Source organism: Psychromarinibacter sediminicola, assembly GCF_029168335.1.
In the GTDB taxonomy this organism is placed as follows: domain Bacteria; phylum Pseudomonadota; class Alphaproteobacteria; order Rhodobacterales; family Rhodobacteraceae; genus Psychromarinibacter; species Psychromarinibacter sediminicola.
Genome location: NZ_JARGYC010000051.1, coordinates 13731 through 34153 on the forward strand (window position 1 = coordinate 13731; position 20423 = coordinate 34153).

The window sequence follows — 20423 nt, forward strand, 5'->3', positions numbered from 1 at the left end:
GCTGACGGGCGGGGAACGGGGCGGGGACGCGCCGGCGGCACGGCCCGCCGCCGGCGCTTTCCTTTTCGCGACTCGCGTATGGCGTGCTATGCTGGCCCGCATTGCAACCAAGGAGATTTTACCATGTCCGACGCGACCGCGCGTGGCGGCCAGAGCGCCCCGGCCTTCTGGCGCCGCCTGCCCGACATGTGGAAATTCGTCACCGTCCTGCTGGCCATCGCGGCCACCGCGATCGGCGGCTACAAGTGGGTCGACGATACGATCGACGGGATGCAGGGCCAGATCGACGCGCTGTCGCTGCGGATCGACGGGGTCGCGAGCGACATGGTGCCGCCTTCCGAGCTGGAGAATTACGTCTCTGCCGAAACGCTTCAGCAGGAGACCTGCAACCTGAACCTGCAGCTGCAGCTTCTGGAATTCCGCGCCCTGTCGCGCGCCTATGGCGAGCTGTTCCAGATGATGAACGCCGCCGCCGACCTCTATCGCGGCCGCGCGCTGAGCCCGCTGGAGGAACAGCAGCTGGCCGAGATCGTCCGCCGCCGCAGTTCCATCGCGACCAAGAAGGAAGAGATCGATTCCGAGATGGATGCGCTGCAACGCCGCGCGCTCGCAAGCGGGGGGTGTGCGTGATGCGGTGGCTTGTCTGTGCGCTCTGCGCCCTCTGCGCCCTCGCAACGCCGGCGGCGGGGCAGGGGCTGATCCTCGAACAGATCGAGATCGCGCCGGTGGAGGTGCTGCAGGAAGAGGCCGAGAAACGTCGAACGACGCTCCTGGACGAGCTCGCCTCGGCCGACACCTTCGCGCGCAAGCTCGCCGTGGCCGAGATCGAGGGCGGGCTGACCGGCGATGCGGCGGTCCTGTCCGGGCTTCTCGACCTGCTGGAAGAGGCCGCGCGCACCGGGACCGCGCCGAGCGCCGAGGTGCTGCGCGCGCTGTCGGCCATGCGGCCCGAGGCCTGGACGCCCGAGACGCTGGCCCGCGGGGCGGCGGTGCTGGACCGTCTGGACGAGAGCGAGGCCGTCGACAGCGCCGGCGACTCGCGGATGATCGCGTCGCTGGCCGGCTCGGTCGCCTCGATCCGCGGCTTCGAGACGCTCTATGGCGAGATCCAGGGCTGGACCCGCGAAGCCGAGCAGTTCACCGATATCGACCTGTTCGTCTGCCGCGGGGCGCAGGACGACGAGCAGGCGGTGCGCGCCGCCCGCGCGCTGGGCGAGGCGATGACGCGGGACGCATTCGGCCGCATCCGTCTCTTGCGGAGCACCGAGGCGCAGGAGGCGCAGGTGAAGCTACCGCCCGGGCGGACGGTCATCGTCTACGACCGCGGGCATGGCGAGGAGAAGCTGCTGGGACAGCTGGAGCGGCTGATCGCGGAACAGGGCCTGCCGCCGGCGACCCCGCAGCCGAACACGTCGCGGCCGTCCTACTGGTATCTGTCGGTCTGGGTCTGTCCCTGACCCGGAATTTTACCAAAATTCCGGTCCGTTTTCTTGCCAAGAAAACGGCTACGGTCCCACCGGCACGCCCTCGGACAGACCGCGGACACATCGCGGCAGTTACCGCTATCGGTAACGATTACAGGAACTTGAACCCCCGTCCAACCTCGGACACCCTCACGCCGGCATCGGATGCGCGCCGGTCTTGTAGGGCGTCCAGTCCTCGATCTCTGGATAATGCTGCCGCCGCCAGGCCCGTACCTTCGGGTTCATGATCCGCCGCCAGAGCGGCGGCACCATCGCCGCGATCGTCATCACCGGATAGCCCAGCGGCAGCTGCGGCGCCTCCTCCGCGTCGTAGGTCTGAAGCAGCGGAAACCGCCGGCTCGGCTTGTAGTGGTGGTCCGAATGCCGCTGCAGATTGATCAGCAGCCAGTTCGACGCCTTGTGCGAGGCATTCCACGAATGCCGCGGCATCACCCGCTCGTACTTGCCGTCGCCCAGGTACTTCCGGGTCAGCCCGTAATGCTCGACGTAGTTGGTCAGCTCCAGCTGCCAGATGGCCGAGATCGCCTGCACCAGGAACAGCCCCAGCCCCGCCAGCCCGCCGACCGCGACGGCCAGCGCCAGCGCCGCCGCCTGAAGCGCCGCGTAGCGCCAGAACGGGTTCGCCCGGTCCCACACCGGCCGCCCCCGCCGCGCCAGCATCGCCTTCTCCGCCCGCCAGGCCGAGCCGGGGCACTCGAACAGGACACGGAAGAAGAACCGGTGGAACCCCTCGTTGTACCGCGCCGTCACCGCGTCCCGCGGGGTGCCGACATGCACGTGATGGACCAGCAGATGCTCGGTCCGGAAATGGCTGTAGAGCACCGTCGCCAGCAGCAGGTCGCCCAGCCACCGCTCCAGCCGGTTGCGCTGATGCAGCAGCTCGTGGGCATAGACGATCCCCACCGTGCCGGACAGGATGCCGACGTCGAAGAACAGCACGATCTTTTCCCAGGTCGCCAGATGCCCGGTATGGGTCGCGTACCAGATCGTGCCGTAGATCACGCCGGCCTGCACCGGGAACCAGATCAGCGTGATCAGCCGGTACCAGAAAAGCTGATCCTCGCCGGTTTCGGTATCGGCGTTCTCCTCGTTCAGCCCCAGCACGGCATCGAGGAAGGAATAGAGCCACCAGGTGCCCAGCGGCGGCAGGATCAGCGCCCAGCCGCCCTGCGTGGCGGCCAGCGCGATCAGCGGCACGAGGCTCAGCGACAGCCAGAACGGCAGCGCGCTCTTCAGGCGGGCGACCTGCGATGCGGGGATCATGCGACTGCTCCGTATTCTCTGCCCCCGGCGGCACCATACCGCCGCGAGGCGGCGCGAATCAATCGCTGTCGGGTGCGACGGATTCGGTGGCGGGCAGGGCCGAGGCGCCGAGATCGAAGGCCTTGCGCATCACCGTGGGTAGGCTGGCGGGCCGGAACGCGGCACGCGGAATAAAGTGGCCGCGGTCGGGCACCGCGTCACGCCCCACCTCGGCGACCCGCAGCGCCAGGCGCAGGTGGAAATGGGTAAAGGTGTGCCGCACCTCCAGCCCCGGATCCTGCCACTGCGCCTCCACCGGCGGCGCCCCCGTGGGCGCGTCGCTCCAGTCGCTGCCGGGCCAGCCCAGCATCCCGCCCAGAAGCCCCTTGTCCGGCCGCCGCTCCAGCAACCAGGCGCCGTCGCTGCGCCGGGCGAGATAGGCGATGCCGTAGCGCGTGGGCTTGGCCTTCTTCGGGGCCTTGCGCGGCAGGTCCGCCTGCACCCCGGCGGCGCGGGCCGCGCAGGGCGCCATCCAGGGGCAGATGCCGCAGGCCGGCGATTTCGGCGTGCAGACGGTCGCGCCCAGGTCCATCACGGCCTGCGCGTAATCGCCGGGCCGCTCGGCCGGTGTCAGCGCGGCGGCATGCGCCGTCAGTTCCGGCTTCGCCTCGGGCAGCGGCGTCTCGACCCGGTAAAGCCGCGCCATCACCCGCTCGACGTTGCCGTCCACCACCGCCGCCCGTTCGTCGAAGGCGATCGCGGCGACGGCCGACGCGGTGTAGGGGCCGATGCCCGGCAGCTTCAGCAACGCCTCGCGGGTCTCCGGGAACCGCCCGCCATGCTCCGACGCGACCACGCGGGCGCATTTCAGCAGGTTCCGGGCGCGGGCGTAATAGCCGAGCCCCGCCCATTCGGCCATGACCTCGCCATCCTCGGCGGCGGCGAGGTCCGTCACCGTCGGCCAGCGGGTCACGAAGCGGCGGAAATAGTCGCGCACGGCGGCCACGGTGGTCTGCTGCAGCATCACCTCGGAGAGCCACACGGCATAGGGATCGGGGCGCACCCCCGCGGCGCGGTCGGCCGGCCCCACCCGCCAGGGCATCGCCCGGGCATGGCGGTCGTACCAGGCCAGCAGGCTGTCGCTCAGCGACTCGTCACGCAATCTTTATGGCTCCCCGACAGGCTTTGCGCTGGCATCCGCACCGACGCGGCCGTTAGGATAGCGCCATGACGCGCGAGTGCCAGAGATGACGAAACCGCATGGCAAGGACCCCCGCCGCATGCGCGGGTTCGAGCGGGCCTCGGGCCTGCTGTCCACCCGCATCCGCGAGGTGGGCGAGAAGCGGGGTTTCGCGGTGTCGCGCCTGCTGACGCACTGGGCCGAGATCGTGGGCGAGGAGACCGCCGCCATCGCACGCCCGGTGAATGTCAGCTATGCCCGCGGCGGCTTCGGCGCGACGCTGACGGTGCTGACCACCGGGGCCAACGCGCCGATGCTGGAGATGCAGAAAGACCGGCTGCGCGAGAAGGTGAACGCCTGCTACGGCTATTCCGCCATCGCGCGCATCCGCATCACCCAGACGGCCCCCACGGGCTTTGCCGAGGGACAGGCGCAGTTCGCCCCCGCCCCGAAGGCCGAGCCGAAGGCGCCGGACCCCGAACTGCGCCGCGCCGCGTCCGAGGCCGCGGCCCCCGTGAGCGACGACGGACTGCGCCGGGCGCTTGAAGCGCTGGGCGAAAACGTCCTATCCCGACACAGAAACAACTGAGGCAGACCGATGAACAAACTCTTCCCGCTTGCCGGTGCCCTTGCGCTTGCGCTGGGCGCCGTGCTGTTCTGGCCAACGTCGAACTCCGGCAGCCTGACCGCCTTCGGGGCGGCCGAGGCACAGGAGGGCGAGGTCGACACCTCCATCGTCAAGGAAATGACGCAGGGCGACCCGGACGCGCCGGTCACGGTGATCGAATACGCTTCGGCCACCTGCCCGCACTGCGCGAACTTCCACAAGAACGTGTATCCGCAGCTCAAGGAAAACTACATCGACACCGGAAAGATCGAGTTCGTGTACCGCGAGGTCTATTTCGATCGTTTCGGCCTGTGGGCCGGCATGCTGGCGCGCTGCGGAATGCCGCGGGGCGACGACGCGGACGAAGCGGAGATGGAGACCGCGGAGAAGCGGTACTTCGGGCTGATGAGCATCATGTTCGACCAGCAGAAGCAGTGGCTCGACGCCGAGTCGCCGGCCGGCATCGCCGAGAACCTGTCGAAGATCGGCCGCACCGCCGGGCTTTCGGCCGAGCAGGTGGATGCCTGCCTGCAGGATGCCGAGATGGCGCAGGCCCTGGTGCAGGTGTTCCAGGAGAACGCCGAGGCGGACGAGATCAACTCCACCCCGTCCTTCATCATCAACGGCGAGAAATACTCGAACATGCCCTATGACGAGTTCGCCGAGACGCTGGACGGAATGCTGGACAACTGATGACGGCGCCGCTGGCCGGCCTTCGGGTCGTCGAACTAGCGCGTATCCTGGCCGGCCCCTGGGCCGGTCAGACTCTGTCGGACCTGGGCGCCGAGGTCATCAAGGTCGAAAGCCCCGAGGGCGACGACACCCGCCGCTGGGGCCCGCCCTTCGTGGAGCGCGAGGGCGACCGTTCGGCCGCCTATTTCCACGGCTGCAACCGGGGCAAGCGTTCCATCGCCGTGGATTTCCGGACCGAGGCGGGGCAGGACATCGTCCGCCAGCTTGCCGCCGGCGCCGACATACTGATCGAGAACTTCAAGGTCGGCGGGCTGGCGAAATACGGGCTGGATTACGAAAGCCTGTCGGCGATCAATCCGCGGCTGATCTACTGCTCGATCACCGGGTTCGGGCAGGACGGGCCTTATGCGCATCGCGCCGGCTACGACTATATCATCCAGGGCATGTCCGGGCTGATGTCGATCACCGGCGACCCGGAGGGGCAGCCGCAGAAATGCGGCGTGGCGATTTCCGACATCTTCACCGGGCTCTACTCGGTCTCCGCCATCCTCGCGGCGGTCCACCGGCGGCACGAGACCGGGCGCGGCCAGCATATCGACATGGCGCTTCTGGACGTGGCCACGGCGGTCACGGCGAACCAGGCGATGAATTACCTGACCACGGGCCAGCCGCCGCAGCGGATCGGCAACGCGCATCAGAACCTGGTGCCCTACCAGGTCTTCGACTGTGCCGACGGCTACATGATCATCGCCACCGGCAACGATGCGCAGTTCCAGCGGCTGTGCGACATGCTGGGTCTGCCGGAGCTGAAGGACGACCCGGACTTCGCGTCGAACGCCGACCGGATCGCCAACCGCGAGCGGCTGATCGCGGCGCTGACGGCTGAGACGCTGACGCGCGACAAGGCCGATCTGCTTGCCGATTGCGAGGCGCGGGGGATCCCGGCGGGGCCGATCAACGACCTGGGCGAGGTCTTCGCCGATCCGCAGATCGTGCATCGCGGGTTGCGGATGGAGCTCGACGGCGTGCCGACGGTGCGCCCGCCGTTCCGGTTCTCCGACGCCGAGCCGAAGCTGGAACGGCCGTCGCCGGAGCTGGACGAGCATGGCGCGGAGATCCGATCGGAACTGAAACGGGGCTGACCGGTCAGGCGCGTGTCGGTTCCACGACCGGCAGCAGGGCGTCGAAGGCGGTCCAGTCCTCCAGCGTCAGCCGCACGGGCAAGGTAAGCACTTTCTGGCGGAAGGATTTCGGCAGCCGGACGGCGTCCTTTTCGGTCGTCACGAGCTGGGAGCCGAGCAGCGACGCCTCGTGCTCCAGCCGCCGCATCAGCGGTTCGGTCAGCGGCTGGTGGTCGCCCAGGGGTTCCGCGCGCTTCAGGTTGGCGCCAAGGCCGCGCAGGGTGGCGAAGAACTTCTCCGGATGCCCGATTCCCGCGAAGGCCAGCACGTCGAGCCCCGTCCAGTCCATGCCCGTCTGCAACGGTTCCAGCCGGCCCCGGATATGCGGCACGGCGATGGCCTCGCCGCAGCGCGCGGCGAAGCTTTGCTGCGCCGCCGCGTCGCCCAGCGACAGCAGGGCGTCGGCCCGTGCCAGCCCGGCCCCGACCGGCTCGCGCAGCGGTCCGGCGGGAATCACCCGCCCGTTGCCGAACCCCGCCCGTGCATCGACCACGATGATCGCGAGGTCCTTCTCGACGGCGGGGGACTGAAACCCGTCGTCCAGAAGAACGAGTTGCGCGCCGGCGGCTTCGGCTGCGCGGACGCCGGCGGCACGGTCCTTGGAAACCCAGACCGGCCCGAAGGCGGCGATCAGAAGCGGCTCGTCGCCGACCTGCCCGGCCCGGTGGCGGCGTTCGTCGACCTGGAGCGGCCCCCCGGCCGTTCCGCGATAGCCGCGGCTGACCACATGGGCGGCGACGCCCCGGTCCCGCAGCCGCTGCAGCAGCGCGATGACCGTGGGGGTCTTGCCGGTGCCGCCGGCGTTCAGGTTGCCCACGCAGATCACCGGGACGGCGGCGCGATAGCCGTCCTGCGCGACCCGCCGCGCGGTGGCGCCGGCGTAGATCGCGGCCAGCGGCGACAGCGCGGCCGCCTGCCAGCCGGGACGATCCGGCGACGCCGACCAGAACCGCGGCGGGCGCATCAGGCCGTTTCCCGTTCGTCGAGCTCGGTCAGAATGAGGTCCATCGCGCGATCCGTCACCTCGGCCCCGGCGGAGCAGACCTTCCAGGCCTCGTGCGCCATCTCGGCGGCGGCCTCCGGCGACAACAGCTCTTCCAGCGCCGCGGAGAGCTGTGCCTGGTTGCGGACCATGCGCGTGGCGCCGGCCGAGGCGAGCCGGCCGTAGGCCCGCCGGAAGTTCCGCACGTTCGGCCCGTGGATCATCGCCGAGCCGAGCGCCGCGGCCTCGAACGGGTTGACGCCGCCCGACGCCTCCAGCGACTGGCCGAGGAACGAAACGGCGGCGAGCCTGTACCACAGGCCCAACTCGCCCAGCGTGTCCGCGATATAGATCTGCGTGTCGGGGTCCGGCGCCACGCCGTCGGACCGCAATGCCGTCGCGAAGCCCTGGTCGCGGATCGCCTCGGTCAAATGCCGGCCGCCCTCGGCGTCCTCGGGCACCAGGATCAGCAGCAGCCGGTGCGTCTGCCGAAGCGCGTTGCGGTGCGCCTCCAGCACCGGTTCGATCTCGTGGTCGGCGGTGCGCGCGGCCAGCCAGACGGGCCGCCCCGACAGGGCAGCTGCCAGCGATTCCCGCTCCGCGTGATCGCAGGGCAGGGCGGCCGTCCCTTCCTCCAGATAGCCGGTCATCTCGATGCGGGCGGGGTCCGCGCCCATCCGGCGCAGCGCGCCGGCCTTCATGGCGTCGCCGGTGATGACTTGGCCGAACGGGGCAAGCACGGTGCCCGCCAATCCGGGCCAGAACCGCCAGCCGGGCGGGTCCGGCGGGGCGGTGTGCGCGTCGACGAGCATCAGGGACACGCCGCGCGCCGCCGTCTCGCTGGCCATCGCGGGGCGGATGTCGGGCTCGGTCCAGAGCGACAGGGCCGGGCTCCAGTGATTGAGGAACCGCCGTATCGCCGGCAGCGACTCGTCGGGAGCGATCTGAGAGGCCATTCCCGGCAGGGACGCGCGCCGCCGTGCCGCGGAGGTCGTGAAGACGAAGCTCAATTCCTCGCGCTCCATCCGCAGACGGTGGGCCAGTTCGCGCGCGGCCAGCGCATGCCGGTCCTGTCCGGAATGCACCCAGATCACCGGCCCCGGCGGGCGCTGCACCGTCGCGTGGCCGGCGCGCTCCTTTTCCGGCGACGCGCCGTCCTCGGCCGGTGTCGCACGGGCCATGGCCCGCCGCGCGGCCCGGTCGGAGCGGGCGCGGGTGGCCAGATACAGTTTTAGCGACAGCGACTTTCCCATGCGGCGGCTGTCAGCTTTCGAGCTCCTCCGTCGACGAGGCTTCGGCCCCCTCGTCGCGCAGCCGGTGCAGGTGGGCGATGAAATAGCGCATATGCGCGTTGTCCACCGTGCGTTGCGCCGCGTCCTTCCAGGCGTCGTAGGCGCTGGCGTAGTCGGGGAAGATGCCGACGATGTCGATCTCGTCGACGTTCTCGAACACGGTCTTGGAGGGATCGACGAGCTCGCCGCCGAAGACGAGGTGCAGTCGCTGTGCCATGGAAACTCCTTCCTTTGCGGTCGGATCATACCTAGTCAAGCGATCCGCACGGGAAAAGGCCAATCGCGCGTCGCGGCGGGCGCCGGGTCAGCGGGGGGCGAGCCGGGCCAGCAGCGCAGCGTGCAGCGGCGCGGGCGCGGCGATGGCGCCGGGGCTGGAGGCGCTGGCGCTGTTGAAGCGCAGCGGATGGCCGGCGGCGTCGGTCACGCGCCCGCCGGCCTCGGTCACGATCAGGCTGCCGGCGGCGATGTCCCAGTCCCATGTCGGGCGGAGCGTCAGCATCGCGTCGAACCGGCCCTCGGCGACGAGGCAGAGGCGGTAGGCCAGCGAGGGGCGGAAGTGGCGCTTCATCGCCGGAACCTCGCCGGTCCAGTTCTCGGCGGAGAAGAGCGGGCGGGAGGCCAGGACGTTCGCGCCGGTCGGATCGGCGGCGGTGCCGGCGCGGATCGGGGTGCCGTTCAGCGTGGCGCCGGTGCCGCGTCCGGCCGCGTAGAGCTTGTCGTGCTGCGGCAGGAAGACGACGGCGGCGGTCGTTTCGCCCCGCTCGACCACGGCGAGCGAATGCGCCCAGGTCGTCTGGCCGTCGACATAGGCGCGGGTGCCGTCGATCGGGTCGACGATGAACACCCGCTCGGCGGCGAGGCGGGCGGGGTCGTCCTCGGTCTCTTCGCTGAGCCAGCCGTAACCGGGACGCGCGGCGGTCAGCGTCTCGCGCAGGTAGGTGTCGACGGCGATGTCGCCCGCGCTGACCGGGCCGGCGCCGTCCTCCTTGTGGGTCACGCGCTGATCGGTGTTCCAGTAGCTGTTGGCGATCGGCGCGGCGTCCCGCGCGGCCTGGATCAGCAGCGCGAGGTCATGCTCCGGCAAGGGTCAGGCCCTCGACCAGCAGCGACGGCACCCGGTGGCTGCGGTGCGGGCGGGCGTCGTTCGCCGGGGTGAGCCGCAGCAGCATGTCGCGCAGGTTCCCGGCCAGCGTGCATTCGTTCACCGGGTAGGCGATGTTGCCGTTCTCGATCCAGAAGCCGCTGGCGCCGCGGGAATAGTCGCCCGTGGTTGGGTTGATCGACGCGCCGATGAGCGAGGTCACCAGCAGGCCGGTTCCCATCTCGGCCATCAGTTCGTCGGGGCTTTTCGGCCCTTGGGTCAGCTCGACATTGTGCGGGCTGGGCGAGGGCGGGTGGCCGGGGCCCCGGCTGGCGTTGCCGGTGCTGGCGAGGCCCAGCTTGCGTGCGGTGGCGAGGTCGAGGATCCAGTCGCGCAGGACGCCGTTTGCGACGATGTCGCGGCGCGCGGTCGGCAGCCCTTCGGCGTCGAAAGGGCGCGAGCCGGTGGCGCGGGGGCGGAAAGGATCCTCGGTCAGGGTCAGCGCCTCGGGCAGGACGGCCTCGTCCATCGCGCCGCGCAGCCAGGAGGCACCGCGCGCGACGGCGGTGCCGTTGATCGCCGACAGCAGGTGGCCGATCAGCCCCGAGGCGACACGCTCGTCGTAGAGCACCGGAAATGCGCCCGAGGGCGGCTTGCGCGCGCCGGCGCGGGCGGCGGCGCGGTCGCCGGCGAGGCGGCCGATCTCCTCGGCCTCCGGCAGGTCGGCGGCGTGCAGGCGGGATTCGAAGGCGTAATCGCGCTCCATCGCGGTGCCCTCGCCGGTGATCGCGGTGCAGGCGCGGCCGTGGCTGGTGCGCTGGTAGCCGCCGGAGAAGCCGTTGGTCGCCGCCAGGTGGACGGTGCGGCGGCCGAAACCGGCGCTGGCGCCGTCGCTCTGGCTGACGCCATGCACGGCGGTCGCGGCCGCCTCGACCCGGCGCGCGATTTCCTCCAGCGCCTGCGGGTCCGGCTCGGGCGTGGGGTCGGCGAGGTCCAGCGCGGCGACGTCCCAGTCGCGGGCGAGCTGGTCGGGGGCGGCGAGGCCGGCATAGGGGTCTTCCGGCGCCTCGCGCGCCATGGCGACGGCGCGCTCCGCCATCGCCTGCACCGTCGCGTCCGAGATATCGGAGGCCGAGACGCTGGCCTGCCGCCGCCCGACCAGCACCCGCAGGCCGATATCGGTGCCCTCCGACCGCTCCGCCTGTTCCAACGCGCCGCCGCGCACGTCGATGGACAGCGAGGTCGCGTCGACGGCGATGGCATCCGCGGCCTCGGCGCCGGCCGTTCGGGCGGCGTCGAGCAGGCGGGACGTCAGGGTTTCGAGACGGTCGGACATGGACGGGGTTCCCTCGCGATGTGGCCCCACTCACCTAGTCCGGCGCCGGAGACCCTGCAAGCGAGGTCCGGGTTTCTTCTGGTCCGAAATATCCCGGGGGTTTGGGGGCTGGCCCCCAACGAAGAAAAGGCTTGCGCCGCAGGCGCCCCGCTTGATTGCGGCCGGTCAGCCCCCGAGTTCCGCGACGATGGCCTGCGCCGCCGCCCGGGGGTCCTGCGCCGTCCACACGGGGCGGCCCACCACGATATGATCCGCGCCGTCGGCGATGGCCTGCGCCGGGGTGGCGACGCGCTTCTGGTCGCCGCGCTCGGCGCCCGCCGGCCGGACGCCGGGGGTGACGATCAGCCGGCCGGCGGCCTGGGGCAGGGCGCGGATGGCTGCGGCCTCGTGCGGCGAGGCGATGACCCCGTCGGCGCCGGCGTCGAAGGCGGCGGCGGCGCGGGACAGGACGATCTCCGATACCTCGCCCGGCCGCATCTGCGCGGCGTCGAGGTCGCTGCGGTCGTAGGAGGTCAGCACGGTGACGGCGAGGATCTTCAGGCCGGTTCCGCCGGCGCCTTCCTTCGCGGCGGCAACCACCGCAGGGTCGCCCTGCACCGTCAGGAAATCCAGCCCGAACTGCGCCAGCCCGTGCACCGCGGCCTCGATCGTGGCCGAGATGTCGAACAGCTTCATGTCCAGGAAGATGCGCTTGCCGTGTTCCTGCTTCAGCTCGTTGGCCAGCGCCAGCCCGCCGCCCGTCAGCATGCCGAGCCCGATCTTGTAGAACGACACCGCGTCGCCCAGCCGCTCGGCCAGGTCCAGCCCGGCCACCGCGTTGGGCACGTCCATCGCCACGATCAGGCGGTCGTCGGCAAGGCCCTTGGTGGCGGTCGTCGGGGGCTGGGGCATCGGGGACTCCTGTGGCGTGGGTGCGCCTGTGTCCCCCGAGAGGCCCCGTGCGTCAAGCGGCCCGGGCCAGCGGTTCGCGCGGGGCGGGGGCGGGCGCGACCATCCGTTCGGCGAGCCGGATGGCGTCGGCCGCCAGGCGCTCGTTCAGGGGGGCGGCGCCGCGCAGCGGCTGGCTGGTCCGCAGCGACAGACGGCGGGCCGGCTGGCCGGGCTGCGGTTTCACGATCAGCAAGACGTCGGCCTCGACCCGCCCGAAATCGGCGTCGTAAACCATCTCGCTCACTTGGGTATCCAGCACGCGCATGATGTACCTTTCGACTGCTCGTCATTATGTCGCGGCCCGTGCGGCCGGTTCACGGATCAGACGCGCGAGACCCATAAAAGGTTTCCGAATTCTTTCAATTTTCCGACATCACGCCGTCTTGAAACCCCCTGTCGCGCTGTCCACCTATTCCCCGAGGCCATTGCCTGGGCGTGCTGTATGAACGGGCGTTCAGGCGCCAGGCGCTTAACAGAAGGAGACGACGATGAACTTGGAGAAGTTCACGGAGCGGTCGCGCGGCTTCCTGCAGGCGGCGCAGACGATCGCCACGCGGGAGAACCACCAGGCGCTGGCTCCCGAGCATCTGCTGAAAGCATTGATGGACGACGATCAGGGTCTGGCATCGAACCTGATCAAGAACGCCGGCGGCGCCCCCGAACGGGTGGTCGAGGCGGTCGACGCGGCGCTGGCGAAGCTGCCGCAGGTGTCGGGCGACGCGGGGCAGACCTATCTGGACCGGCAGACGGCCAAGGTCCTGGACGAGGCCGAGAAGATCGCGACCAAGGCGGGCGACAGTTTCGTCCCCGTCGAGCGGATGCTGACGGCGCTGGCCGTCGTGAAGTCGAAGGCGAAGGAAGCGCTGGAGGCCGGCGCGGTGTCGGCGCAGTCGCTGAACGCCGCGATCAACGACCTGCGCAAGGGCCGGACCGCCGACTCGGCGAGCGCCGAGGAAGGCTATGACGCGCTGAAGAAATACGCGCGCGACCTGACCGAGGCGGCCGAGCAGGGCAAGATCGACCCGATCATCGGCCGCGACGAGGAAATCCGCCGCGCGATGCAGGTTCTGTCGCGCCGGACCAAGAACAACCCCGTTCTGATCGGCGATCCCGGCGTCGGCAAGACGGCGATTGCCGAGGGCCTTGCCCTTCGGATCGTGAACGGCGACGTGCCGGAGAGCTTGCGCAACAAGAAGCTGATGGCGCTCGACATGGGCGCGCTGATCGCCGGCGCGAAGTATCGCGGCGAGTTCGAGGAGCGGCTGAAGGCGATCCTCTCCGAGATCACCGCGGCGGCGGGCGAGATCATCCTGTTCATCGACGAGATGCACACGCTTGTGGGCGCGGGCAAGACCGACGGCGCGATGGACGCGGCCAACCTGATCAAGCCGGCGCTGGCGCGGGGCGAGTTGCACTGCGTGGGCGCGACGACGCTGGACGAATACCGCAAGCATGTCGAGAAGGACGCGGCGCTGGCCCGCCGGTTCCAGCCGCTGATGGTGGACGAGCCGACGGTGGAGGACACCGTGTCGATCCTGCGCGGCATCAAGGAGAAGTACGAGCTGCACCACGGCGTGCGGATCTCGGACTCCGCGCTGGTCGCGGCGGCGACGCTGTCGCATCGCTACATCACCGACCGGTTCCTGCCGGACAAGGCCATCGACCTTGTGGACGAGGCCGCCAGCCGCCTGCGGATGGAGGTGGATTCCAAGCCCGAGGAACTGGACCAGCTGGACCGGCAGATCCTGCAGATGCAGATCGAGCAGGAGGCGCTGAAGAAAGAGGACGACTCGGCCTCGAAGGACCGGCTGGAGCGGCTGGAAAAGGAGCTCTCCGAGTTGCAGCAGAAGTCGGCGGAGATGACGGCCAAGTGGCAGTCGGAGCGCGACAAGCTGAACGAGGCCCGCGACCTGAAGGAACAGCTGGACCGGGCGCGGATCGAGCTGGAGACCGCCAAGCGCGAGGGCAACCTGCAGCGCGCGGGGGAACTCAGCTATGGCGTGATCCCGCAGCTGGAGAAACAGCTGAACGCGGCGGAGGAAGCCGAAGACGAAGTCATGGTCGAGGAGGCCGTGCGGCCTGAGCAGATCGCCCAGGTCGTCGAGCGGTGGACCGGCATTCCGACGTCGAAGATGCTGGAAGGCGAGCGCGAGAAGCTGCTGCAGATGGAGACCGAACTCGGCAAGCGCGTGATCGGCCAGAGAGCCGCCGTGACGGCGGTGTCGAACGCCGTCCGCCGCGCGCGGGCCGGCCTGCAGGACGAACACCGGCCGCTGGGCTCGTTCCTGTTCCTCGGCCCCACCGGCGTCGGCAAGACCGAGCTGACCAAGGCGCTGGCCGAGTACCTGTTCGACGACGACAAGGCGATGGTCCGCATCGACATGTCCGAGTTCATGGAGAAACACTCGGTCTCGCGCCTGATCGGCGCGCCTCCGGGCTATGTCGGCTATGACGAAGGCGGTGTGCTGACCGAAGCCGTGCGGCGGCGGCCCTACCAGGTCGTGCTGTTCGACGAGGTCGAGAAGGCGCATCCCGAGGTGTTCAACGTGCTGTTGCAGGTGCTGGACGACGGCATGCTGACCGACGGGCAGGGGCATCACGTGGACTTCAAGCAGACGCTGATCGTGCTGACCTCGAACCTCGGCTCGCAGGCGCTGTCGCAACTGCCCGAGGGGGCGGATGCCAGCCAGGCGCGGCGCGACGTGATGGATGCGGTGCGGGCGCATTTCCGGCCGGAATTCCTGAACCGTCTGGACGACATGATCGTCTTCGACCGCCTGACGCGCGACGACATGGACGGCATCGTCGACATCCAGATGGGCCGGCTGATCAAGCGGCTGGCGCAGCGCAACATCACGCTGGAGCTGGACGACGGCGCGCGGAAGTGGCTGGCCGACGAGGGGTACGACCCCGTCTACGGCGCGCGGCCGCTGAAGCGGGTGATCCAGAAGGCGCTGCAGGACCGGCTTGCCGAGATGCTGCTGGCCGGCGATGTCCGCGACGGCGACACGGTGCCGGTGTCGGCCGGAAGCGACGGGCTGATCATCGGCGACCGGGTCTCGGCCTCGAACCGGCAGCCGCCGGAAGACGCGGTTCTGCACTGATCCGGTGACATGAACTAAATCGGCCTCGCCGTTTCCGGCGGGGCTTTTTTCTTGGGTCCCCGCCGGCCGAAGCCGGCGGGGTCTGCTGGGCGGCCCGGACATCTTCGCGGGCGGGAGGCTCGTTCGGCTTGGCTACCTGGGGAAGGGTCGCGCGTCCTGCCGTGCCCGTCCGGACCGGGGCAGTCGGTCAGCTCTGGTCGGCGGGCAGCAGCCCCATCTCCTGGGCCGTGGCCAGTTCCTCGGGGCTGATCACGCCGTCGGCATCGGTATCGGCGGAGTCGAACGTCTCGCCGGTGACCTCCGGATAGAGCGACTGGATTTCGGACAGGGACAGGGCGCCGTCACCGTCCGCGTCGGTTTCTTCCATGGTCAGCGCGAAGGCCGAGGTCGAGGCCGCCAGGATGGTGAACGCGATGATTGCGGGTTTCATGGGTCTTCCTCCATCATGTTGTGGTTGCGCACCGGACTGCCCGGGCGCAGCTGGACCATGACCCCCGCATCGGTGCGGTGCACCCGTTATTGGCGAATTCGGCTTTGCTGGGCGCCGTCCCGCGGGAAACCGGTTGCGTGGCGCGCGGCGTTCCGCGCGGCAAAACGGGGACGGCCGCAATTGGCGGAACCGGGCCGGCGCCGATGCGCCGGACTGGCAAGGGGGCGCCGACAAAACGCGACGCCCCCCCTATCGGCGGAGACCGGCCGGATGAAGGAGACTGCAACCCAGCGACCGGCCCCGCCGAACCGGACAGAGGACACCTTACCCCGCCCGGTCTATGCGCATCGGTGTCAGCCCTCGGGCATGATCACCTTGTCGATCACGTGGATCACGCCGTTCGACGCCTCGATATCCGGCGTCACGACATTGGCGTCATCGACCATCACGCCGCCCTCGGTCATGATCGTGACCTCCGAGCCCTGCACGGTCTCGGCCATCATGTTGTTGGACAGATCGCCCGACATCACCTTGCCCGGCACCACGTGGTAGGTGAGGATCGCCGTCAGCTGGTCCTTGTTCTCCGGCTCCAGAAGCGACGCGACGGTGCCTTCGGGCAGCGCCTCGAAGGCGGCGTTGGTCGGGGCGAAGACGGTGAACGGACCCTCGCCCTTCAGCGTGTCGACCAGGCCGGCGGCCTCGACCGCGGCCAGAAGGGTCGAAAAGCTGCCGGCCTCCTGCGCGGTCTCGACGATATCCATCGACATCTCGTCGCTGGAATGGCTGCCGGCGAACGCGGTCCCCGCCATCAGGGTTGCGGCGGTCATCGAAAGCATGGTTCTGCGAAGCATGTGATTTCTCCCTCTTTGCATGAGGATGCCCGTGTTGGCATCGCGGGGGCTACGCGGCCGCAGCCGTGGTGGATGAGGAAGAATCCCGTCCTTGGTCGTCTTGACGGGCGGGCAAGCCGCGCTAAGCCGCGCCGCCCGCGCCGGGCAACGCACATTCGTTTGATCGCCGGTGAACGGGTGTGAGCGCGTACCGCCGGCGCGAGGTGCTTGCGGCGGCCGGCCGATCTTCCGACAGTGGCGATGCATTCGCTGGGGAGGTCGCTGATGCTCTACATGGAAATCGTCGCCCGCGCGCTGGAGGTGATGGCGCTGGTCTTCGTCCTCACGATTGGCGCGGTCGTGGCGCTGGCCTTGGCGTTCTACCTGATCGACCGGAGCCAGACGGCGGACGCGGTCCGGCGCAACTATCCCGTCATCGGGCGGTTCCGGCACCTGTTCACCGAGCTGGGCGAGTTCTTCCGCCAGTATTTCTTCGCGATGGACCGCGAGGAGATGCCGTTCAACCGGGCGCAACGCGACTGGGTGAAGCGCGCGTCCTCGGGCACCGGCAACACTGTCGCCTTCGGGTCGACGCGCAACCTGAACGTGGTCGGCACGCCGATCTTCGTGAACGCGGCCTTCCCGCCGGTGGACGACCAGTATGCCAGTAGCGAACCGCTGACGATCGGACCCTACGCGAAACAGCCCTATCGCGCGCCGTCCTTCTTCAACATCTCGGGCATGAGCTATGGCGCCCTGTCGCGGCCCGCGGTCCGGGCGTTGAGCCGCGGTGCCAAGGAGGCGGGCATCTGGATGAACACCGGCGAGGGCGGGCTGTCGCCCTGGCACCTGGAAGGCGGGGCGGACCTGGTGTTTCAGATCGGCACGGCGAAATACGGGGTCCGCGACGAGGCCGGGCGGCTGAGCGACGACAAGCTGCGCGAGCTGGCGGCGCACGAGCAGGTGAAGATGTTCGAGATCAAGCTGGCGCAGGGGGCCAAGCCCGGCAAGGGCGGCATCCTGCCCGCCGAGAAGGTGACGTCCGAGATCGCGTCGATCCGCGGGATTCCGGCCGGCCAGTCCAGCCTGTCCCCGAACCGCCATATCGAGGTGGACGACTGGGGCGATCTTCTGGACATGGTCGCCCATGTGCGGGAGGTGACCGGCAAGCCGGTGGGGATCAAGACGGTGCTCGGCGCGGCCGAGCCGCTGGGCGAACTCATGGCGCTGATCCGCGCGCGCGGCGAGGAGAGTGCGCCGGACTTCATCACGATCGACGGCGGCGAGGGCGGCACGGGGGCGTCTCCGATGCCGCTGATCGACCTGGTCGGCGTCTCGATCCGCGAGGCGCTGCCGGTGGTGGCGGACCTGCTGCGGGAACACGGCCTGAAGGAGCGCATCCGGCTGATCGCCAGCGGCAAGCTGATCAATCCCTCCGACGTCGCCTGGGCGCTGTGCGCCGGCGCCGACTTTGTGGTGTCGGCGCGGGGGTTCATGTTCTCGGTCGGCTGCATCCAGGCGATGAAGTGCAACCGCAACACATGCCCGACGGGGGTCACGACCCACGATCGACGGCTTCAGCGTGGGCTGGTGGTCGAGGACAAGTACATGAAGGTGGCGCATTACGCGAAAGGGATCGTGAAGGAGGTCGAGACCATCGCCCATTCCGTCGGTGTCAGCGAGCCGCGGCAGATGCGGCGGCGGCATGTGCGGATCGTGACCGACCGGGGCGTGTCCGTGCCGATGCACGAGATTGGCGCCTGATCACAGACCGGAGAGGAGACGTAACGCTTCGGCCCGCACAGCGAACTGTCTTCTGTGAACGATGGGATGCATGGCCTGAAACATCTCCGACAGCGATGTGACCGGGAGTGTTTTTGATTTTTTCCGCCAGGGCCGTATTCCTGAGGATAGGCGGAGGAACGGAGGAAGACGATGGCTGGTCGCTGGAAGAACGATCTGAACTGGTCCGACATCACGCCGAAGGCGGCGTTTCTGAACCGCAGGCAGCTGATGGCCGGGGCTGGCGCCGCCGCGCTGGGCGGAGCCGCCGGCCCGGCGCTGGCCGATCTGGGCGCGGTGCCCTCGGAATACTCCACCGACATGGAGCCCAACACCTTCGAGGAGATCACCAGCTACAACAACTTCTACGAGTTCGGCACCGGCAAGGGTGACCCGGCCGAGTATGCCGACGCGCTGACCATCGACCCCTGGACCGTCACCATCGACGGGATGGTCGACAAGCCGGGCGACTATTCCTTCGACGACCTGGTCTCCGGCATGACGCTGGAGGAACGCATCTACCGGTTCCGCTGTGTCGAGGCGTGGTCGATGGTCGTCCCGTGGGTCGGGTTCGAACTGGCCGACCTGCTGAACCGCGTGGGCGTGCAGGACGGCGCGAAATACGTGGCCTTCGAGACGCTGGTGCGGCCCGAGGAGATGTGGGCGCAGAAGCGGCCGATCCTGGAGTGGCCCTATCGCGAGGGGCTGCGGCTGGACGAGGCGATGAACCCGCTGACGATCATGGCGACGGGCCTGTACGACGAGCCGATGCCGAAGCAGAACGGCGCGCCGATCCGGCTGGTCGTGCCGTGGAAGTACGGGTTCAAGTCGATCAAGTCGATCGTGAAGATCAGCCTGACAGACAAGGAACCGCCCACCACCTGGAACATGCTGCAGCCGAGCGAGTACGGCTTCTATGCCAATGTGAATCCGAACGTGGACCATCCGCGCTGGAGCCAGGCGACCGAGCGCAAGGTCGGCGGCGGCCTGTTCGCCAAGAGGGTTCCCACGCAGATGTTCAACGGCTACGAAGAAGAGGTCGCCTCTCTCTACGAAGGTATGGACCTGTCCAGGTACTACTGATGCGCATGACGACGATCCTTTCGACCCTGGTGGCCGCCGCGCCGGCGCTGGCCGACCCGGCGGGCGCCGCCATGCCCGACATCGCCGAGGACAATCCGCTGATCGAGCGGGCGGAGGGAGCGGTGACCATCGTGACGATGTCTGCGCCCGACGGGTTCAAGGAGGCGGTGATGCGGGCCGACGGCGCCAATGTCATCGACCGGATCTTCGGGATGGAAGAGGACGGTGCCGCCGAGGCCGAGGTCGCCGTGTTCTTCGTGGCGAACTGGGAACAGGGGATCGCGCTGGCCAGGGCCGTTGAATCGGACGAGTTGGCCGAGCGCTACGACCAGAACCGCGAAAAGGGCTATGCCGTCGACTCCTTCGATGTGCAGCTGAAAGGCGGCGAGTTCCAGGTCTTCACCATCGCCAGCGGCCTTGCGCCGTACGAGGTGCCGGCGGAGTGCTATGCCCGGCTTGTCGTGCGCGCCATCTACCAGGCGAACGAGCCCGGCGATTTCCGCCTTCGGGCCTGCGCGGAGAGCTTCGAATGACGCTGACCGACCGGGTGAACGCGGCCATCCGTGCGGTGCCGCCGTGGTGTCTTTATGTCGTGGCGCCTGTCCCGGCGGCCTGGTGGCTGTATCTCGGCCTGACCGGCGGTCTGGGCGTGGAGCCGATCAAGGCGCTGGAGCACGAGCTGGGCGAGTTCGCGCTGCAGCTTTTGATCCTGGGGCTCGCGGTGACGCCCTTGCGGCAGCATCTGAGGATCAATCTGATGAAGCACCGCCGGGCCATCGGCGTGATCGCGTTCTTCTATGTCTTCCTGCATCTGCTGGCCTGGCTCCTGCTCGACATGCGCGGGCTCTGGTCGCAGATTCTCGCCGACATCGTTAAGCGGCCGTACATCACCATCGGCATGGCCGGCTTCGCGCTGCTGATCCCGCTGGCGCTGACGTCGAACAACCTGTCGGTGCGCAAGCTGGGGCCGGCATGGCGCAAGCTGCACAAGCTTGTCTATCCGGCGGTGCTGCTCGGCGGGCTGCATTACATCTGGCTGGTGAAGGGGCTGCAGTTCGAGCCGTTGCTCTATATGGCTGCGATCGTGGGTCTGCTCCTGCTGCGCTGGGTTCCTCAGCGACGGCGGGCGATGGCGCGGGCCTGACGGAGCTGCGAGTCGGGACATGGGGGCGGCGGCCGGTGACAC

At 69.2% G+C, this 20423-nt stretch carries 21 protein-coding genes; 10 read left to right on the plus strand and 11 right to left on the minus strand.

The features are described from left to right. Positions 1–123: 123 nt before the first annotated feature. A complete protein-coding gene (locus tag P1J78_RS17120) occupies positions 124–630 on the plus strand; it encodes a hypothetical protein (RefSeq protein ID WP_275568594.1) in 507 nt (168 codons plus the stop codon). Then, positions 630–1457 (plus strand): hypothetical protein, encoded by an 828-nt coding sequence (locus P1J78_RS17125; protein ID WP_275568595.1) that lies wholly within the window; start codon positions 630–632, stop codon positions 1455–1457. Before P1J78_RS17120 ends, P1J78_RS17125 begins: the two co-directional genes overlap by 1 nt. Before the next feature lie 156 nt (positions 1458–1613). Here P1J78_RS17125 and P1J78_RS17130 read toward each other — a convergent pair whose 3' ends face one another. Together P1J78_RS17130 and mutY are read right to left on the minus strand one after the other, a co-directional pair. Then, positions 1614–2747 carry an alkane 1-monooxygenase gene (locus tag P1J78_RS17130; RefSeq protein ID WP_275568596.1) on the minus strand — a complete coding sequence of 378 codons (1134 nt, stop codon included), beginning with the start codon at positions 2745–2747 and terminating at the stop codon, positions 1614–1616. Between the two features lie 58 nt (positions 2748–2805). After that, positions 2806–3888, minus strand: coding sequence for an A/G-specific adenine glycosylase (gene mutY, locus P1J78_RS17135; RefSeq protein ID WP_275568597.1), 1083 nt, complete (start codon positions 3886–3888; stop codon positions 2806–2808). Positions 3889–3973: 85 nt separating this feature from the next. Here mutY and P1J78_RS17140 point away from each other — a divergent pair, with 85 nt between their 5' ends. Genes P1J78_RS17140 through P1J78_RS17150 form a run of 3 tightly spaced genes read left to right on the plus strand, consistent with a single transcriptional unit; the run spans position 3974 to position 6348 of the window. Then, a complete protein-coding gene (locus tag P1J78_RS17140) occupies positions 3974–4495 on the plus strand; it encodes a DUF721 domain-containing protein (protein WP_275568598.1) in 522 nt (173 codons plus the stop codon). A gap of 9 nt (positions 4496–4504) precedes the next feature. Next, positions 4505–5206 (plus strand): DsbA family protein, encoded by a 702-nt coding sequence (locus tag P1J78_RS17145; RefSeq protein WP_275568599.1) that lies wholly within the window; start codon positions 4505–4507, stop codon positions 5204–5206. Further along, positions 5206–6348, plus strand: coding sequence for a CaiB/BaiF CoA transferase family protein (locus tag P1J78_RS17150; protein ID WP_275568600.1), 1143 nt, complete (start codon positions 5206–5208; stop codon positions 6346–6348). Before P1J78_RS17145 ends, P1J78_RS17150 begins: the two co-directional genes overlap by 1 nt. Positions 6349–6352: 4 nt before the next feature. Here P1J78_RS17150 and lpxK read toward each other — a convergent pair whose 3' ends face one another. The 7 genes from lpxK to P1J78_RS17185 form a co-directional block, all read right to left on the minus strand. Then, on the minus strand, positions 6353–7351 hold the full coding sequence (lpxK, locus tag P1J78_RS17155; RefSeq protein WP_275568601.1) for a tetraacyldisaccharide 4'-kinase: 999 nt from the start codon (positions 7349–7351) through the stop codon (positions 6353–6355). Further along, complete coding sequence (locus P1J78_RS17160) at positions 7351–8622, minus strand: 3-deoxy-D-manno-octulosonic acid transferase (RefSeq protein ID WP_275568602.1); 1272 nt, start codon at positions 8620–8622, stop codon at positions 7351–7353. Before P1J78_RS17160 ends, lpxK begins: the two co-directional genes overlap by 1 nt. Positions 8623–8632: 10 nt before the next feature. Further along, a complete protein-coding gene (locus P1J78_RS17165) occupies positions 8633–8878 on the minus strand; it encodes a DUF4170 domain-containing protein (RefSeq protein WP_275568603.1) in 246 nt (81 codons plus the stop codon). A gap of 87 nt (positions 8879–8965) precedes the next feature. Next, complete coding sequence (locus P1J78_RS17170) at positions 8966–9745, minus strand: 3'(2'),5'-bisphosphate nucleotidase CysQ (RefSeq protein WP_275568604.1); 780 nt, start codon at positions 9743–9745, stop codon at positions 8966–8968. Beyond that, entirely contained in the window at positions 9732–11078 is a 1347-nt protein-coding gene (locus P1J78_RS17175) for a TldD/PmbA family protein (protein WP_275568605.1), read from the minus strand. Before P1J78_RS17175 ends, P1J78_RS17170 begins: the two co-directional genes overlap by 14 nt. Before the next feature lie 165 nt (positions 11079–11243). After that, complete coding sequence (pyrF, locus tag P1J78_RS17180) at positions 11244–11969, minus strand: orotidine-5'-phosphate decarboxylase (RefSeq protein ID WP_275568606.1); 726 nt, start codon at positions 11967–11969, stop codon at positions 11244–11246. A 52-nt stretch (positions 11970–12021) separates the two neighbouring features. Next, complete coding sequence (locus P1J78_RS17185) at positions 12022–12273, minus strand: hypothetical protein (RefSeq protein WP_275568607.1); 252 nt, start codon at positions 12271–12273, stop codon at positions 12022–12024. A 223-nt stretch (positions 12274–12496) separates the two neighbouring features. On the opposite strand from P1J78_RS17185, the gene clpB reads away from it, so the two are divergent. Further along, complete coding sequence (gene clpB, locus P1J78_RS17190) at positions 12497–15112, plus strand: ATP-dependent chaperone ClpB (protein WP_275568608.1); 2616 nt, start codon at positions 12497–12499, stop codon at positions 15110–15112. Between the two features lie 187 nt (positions 15113–15299). On the opposite strand, the gene P1J78_RS17195 is transcribed toward clpB, so the two are convergent. Together P1J78_RS17195 and P1J78_RS17200 are read right to left on the minus strand one after the other, a co-directional pair. Continuing rightward, complete coding sequence (locus tag P1J78_RS17195; RefSeq protein ID WP_275568609.1) at positions 15300–15542, minus strand: EF-hand domain-containing protein; 243 nt, start codon at positions 15540–15542, stop codon at positions 15300–15302. Positions 15543–15895: 353 nt separating this feature from the next. Beyond that, the gene (locus P1J78_RS17200; RefSeq protein ID WP_275568610.1) at positions 15896–16393 is read right to left on the minus strand and encodes a fasciclin domain-containing protein; all 498 of its coding nucleotides are present in this window, start codon (positions 16391–16393) and stop codon (positions 15896–15898) included. Positions 16394–16666: 273 nt separating this feature from the next. Between P1J78_RS17200 and P1J78_RS17205 the strand changes: the two genes are divergently transcribed. The 4 genes from P1J78_RS17205 (at position 16667) to msrQ (ending at position 20381) form a co-directional block, all read left to right on the plus strand. Next, a complete protein-coding gene (locus P1J78_RS17205; RefSeq protein WP_275568615.1) occupies positions 16667–18136 on the plus strand; it encodes an FMN-binding glutamate synthase family protein in 1470 nt (489 codons plus the stop codon). Positions 18137–18307: 171 nt separating this feature from the next. Continuing rightward, the gene (gene msrP, locus P1J78_RS17210; RefSeq protein ID WP_275568611.1) at positions 18308–19237 is read left to right on the plus strand and encodes a protein-methionine-sulfoxide reductase catalytic subunit MsrP; all 930 of its coding nucleotides are present in this window, start codon (positions 18308–18310) and stop codon (positions 19235–19237) included. A 5-nt stretch (positions 19238–19242) separates the two neighbouring features. Further along, on the plus strand, positions 19243–19770 hold the full coding sequence (locus tag P1J78_RS17215; protein WP_275568612.1) for a hypothetical protein: 528 nt from the start codon (positions 19243–19245) through the stop codon (positions 19768–19770). Continuing rightward, on the plus strand, positions 19767–20381 hold the full coding sequence (gene msrQ, locus P1J78_RS17220; RefSeq protein WP_275568613.1) for a protein-methionine-sulfoxide reductase heme-binding subunit MsrQ: 615 nt from the start codon (positions 19767–19769) through the stop codon (positions 20379–20381). Before P1J78_RS17215 ends, msrQ begins: the two co-directional genes overlap by 4 nt. Positions 20382–20423 lie beyond the last annotated feature (42 nt).

Bases quoted from the DNA above. Each gene is read 5' to 3' on its own strand.
- P1J78_RS17175 (WP_275568605.1), bottom strand. From the start codon at position 11,078: ATGTCCGACCGTCTCGAAACCCTGACGTCCCGCCTGCTCGACGCCGCC.
- pyrF (WP_275568606.1), bottom strand. From the start codon at position 11,969: ATGCCCCAGCCCCCGACGACCGCCACCAAGGGCCTTGCCGACGACCGC.
- P1J78_RS17200 (WP_275568610.1), bottom strand. From the start codon at position 16,393: ATGCTTCGCAGAACCATGCTTTCGATGACCGCCGCAACCCTGATGGCG.
- P1J78_RS17165 (WP_275568603.1), bottom strand. From the start codon at position 8,878: ATGGCACAGCGACTGCACCTCGTCTTCGGCGGCGAGCTCGTCGATCCC.
- clpB (WP_275568608.1), top strand. From the start codon at position 12,497: ATGAACTTGGAGAAGTTCACGGAGCGGTCGCGCGGCTTCCTGCAGGCG.
- msrQ (WP_275568613.1), top strand. From the start codon at position 19,767: ATGACGCTGACCGACCGGGTGAACGCGGCCATCCGTGCGGTGCCGCCG.
- P1J78_RS17130 (WP_275568596.1), bottom strand. From the start codon at position 2,747: ATGATCCCCGCATCGCAGGTCGCCCGCCTGAAGAGCGCGCTGCCGTTC.
- P1J78_RS17120 (WP_275568594.1), top strand. From the start codon at position 124: ATGTCCGACGCGACCGCGCGTGGCGGCCAGAGCGCCCCGGCCTTCTGG.
- P1J78_RS17160 (WP_275568602.1), bottom strand. From the start codon at position 8,622: ATGGGAAAGTCGCTGTCGCTAAAACTGTATCTGGCCACCCGCGCCCGC.
- P1J78_RS17185 (WP_275568607.1), bottom strand. From the start codon at position 12,273: ATGCGCGTGCTGGATACCCAAGTGAGCGAGATGGTTTACGACGCCGAT.
- lpxK (WP_275568601.1), bottom strand. From the start codon at position 7,351: ATGCGCCCGCCGCGGTTCTGGTCGGCGTCGCCGGATCGTCCCGGCTGG.
- P1J78_RS17140 (WP_275568598.1), top strand. From the start codon at position 3,974: ATGACGAAACCGCATGGCAAGGACCCCCGCCGCATGCGCGGGTTCGAG.
- P1J78_RS17215 (WP_275568612.1), top strand. From the start codon at position 19,243: ATGACGACGATCCTTTCGACCCTGGTGGCCGCCGCGCCGGCGCTGGCC.
- P1J78_RS17145 (WP_275568599.1), top strand. From the start codon at position 4,505: ATGAACAAACTCTTCCCGCTTGCCGGTGCCCTTGCGCTTGCGCTGGGC.
- msrP (WP_275568611.1), top strand. From the start codon at position 18,308: ATGGCTGGTCGCTGGAAGAACGATCTGAACTGGTCCGACATCACGCCG.
- P1J78_RS17150 (WP_275568600.1), top strand. From the start codon at position 5,206: ATGACGGCGCCGCTGGCCGGCCTTCGGGTCGTCGAACTAGCGCGTATC.
- P1J78_RS17125 (WP_275568595.1), top strand. From the start codon at position 630: ATGCGGTGGCTTGTCTGTGCGCTCTGCGCCCTCTGCGCCCTCGCAACG.
- P1J78_RS17195 (WP_275568609.1), bottom strand. From the start codon at position 15,542: ATGAAACCCGCAATCATCGCGTTCACCATCCTGGCGGCCTCGACCTCG.
- P1J78_RS17205 (WP_275568615.1), top strand. From the start codon at position 16,667: ATGGAAATCGTCGCCCGCGCGCTGGAGGTGATGGCGCTGGTCTTCGTC.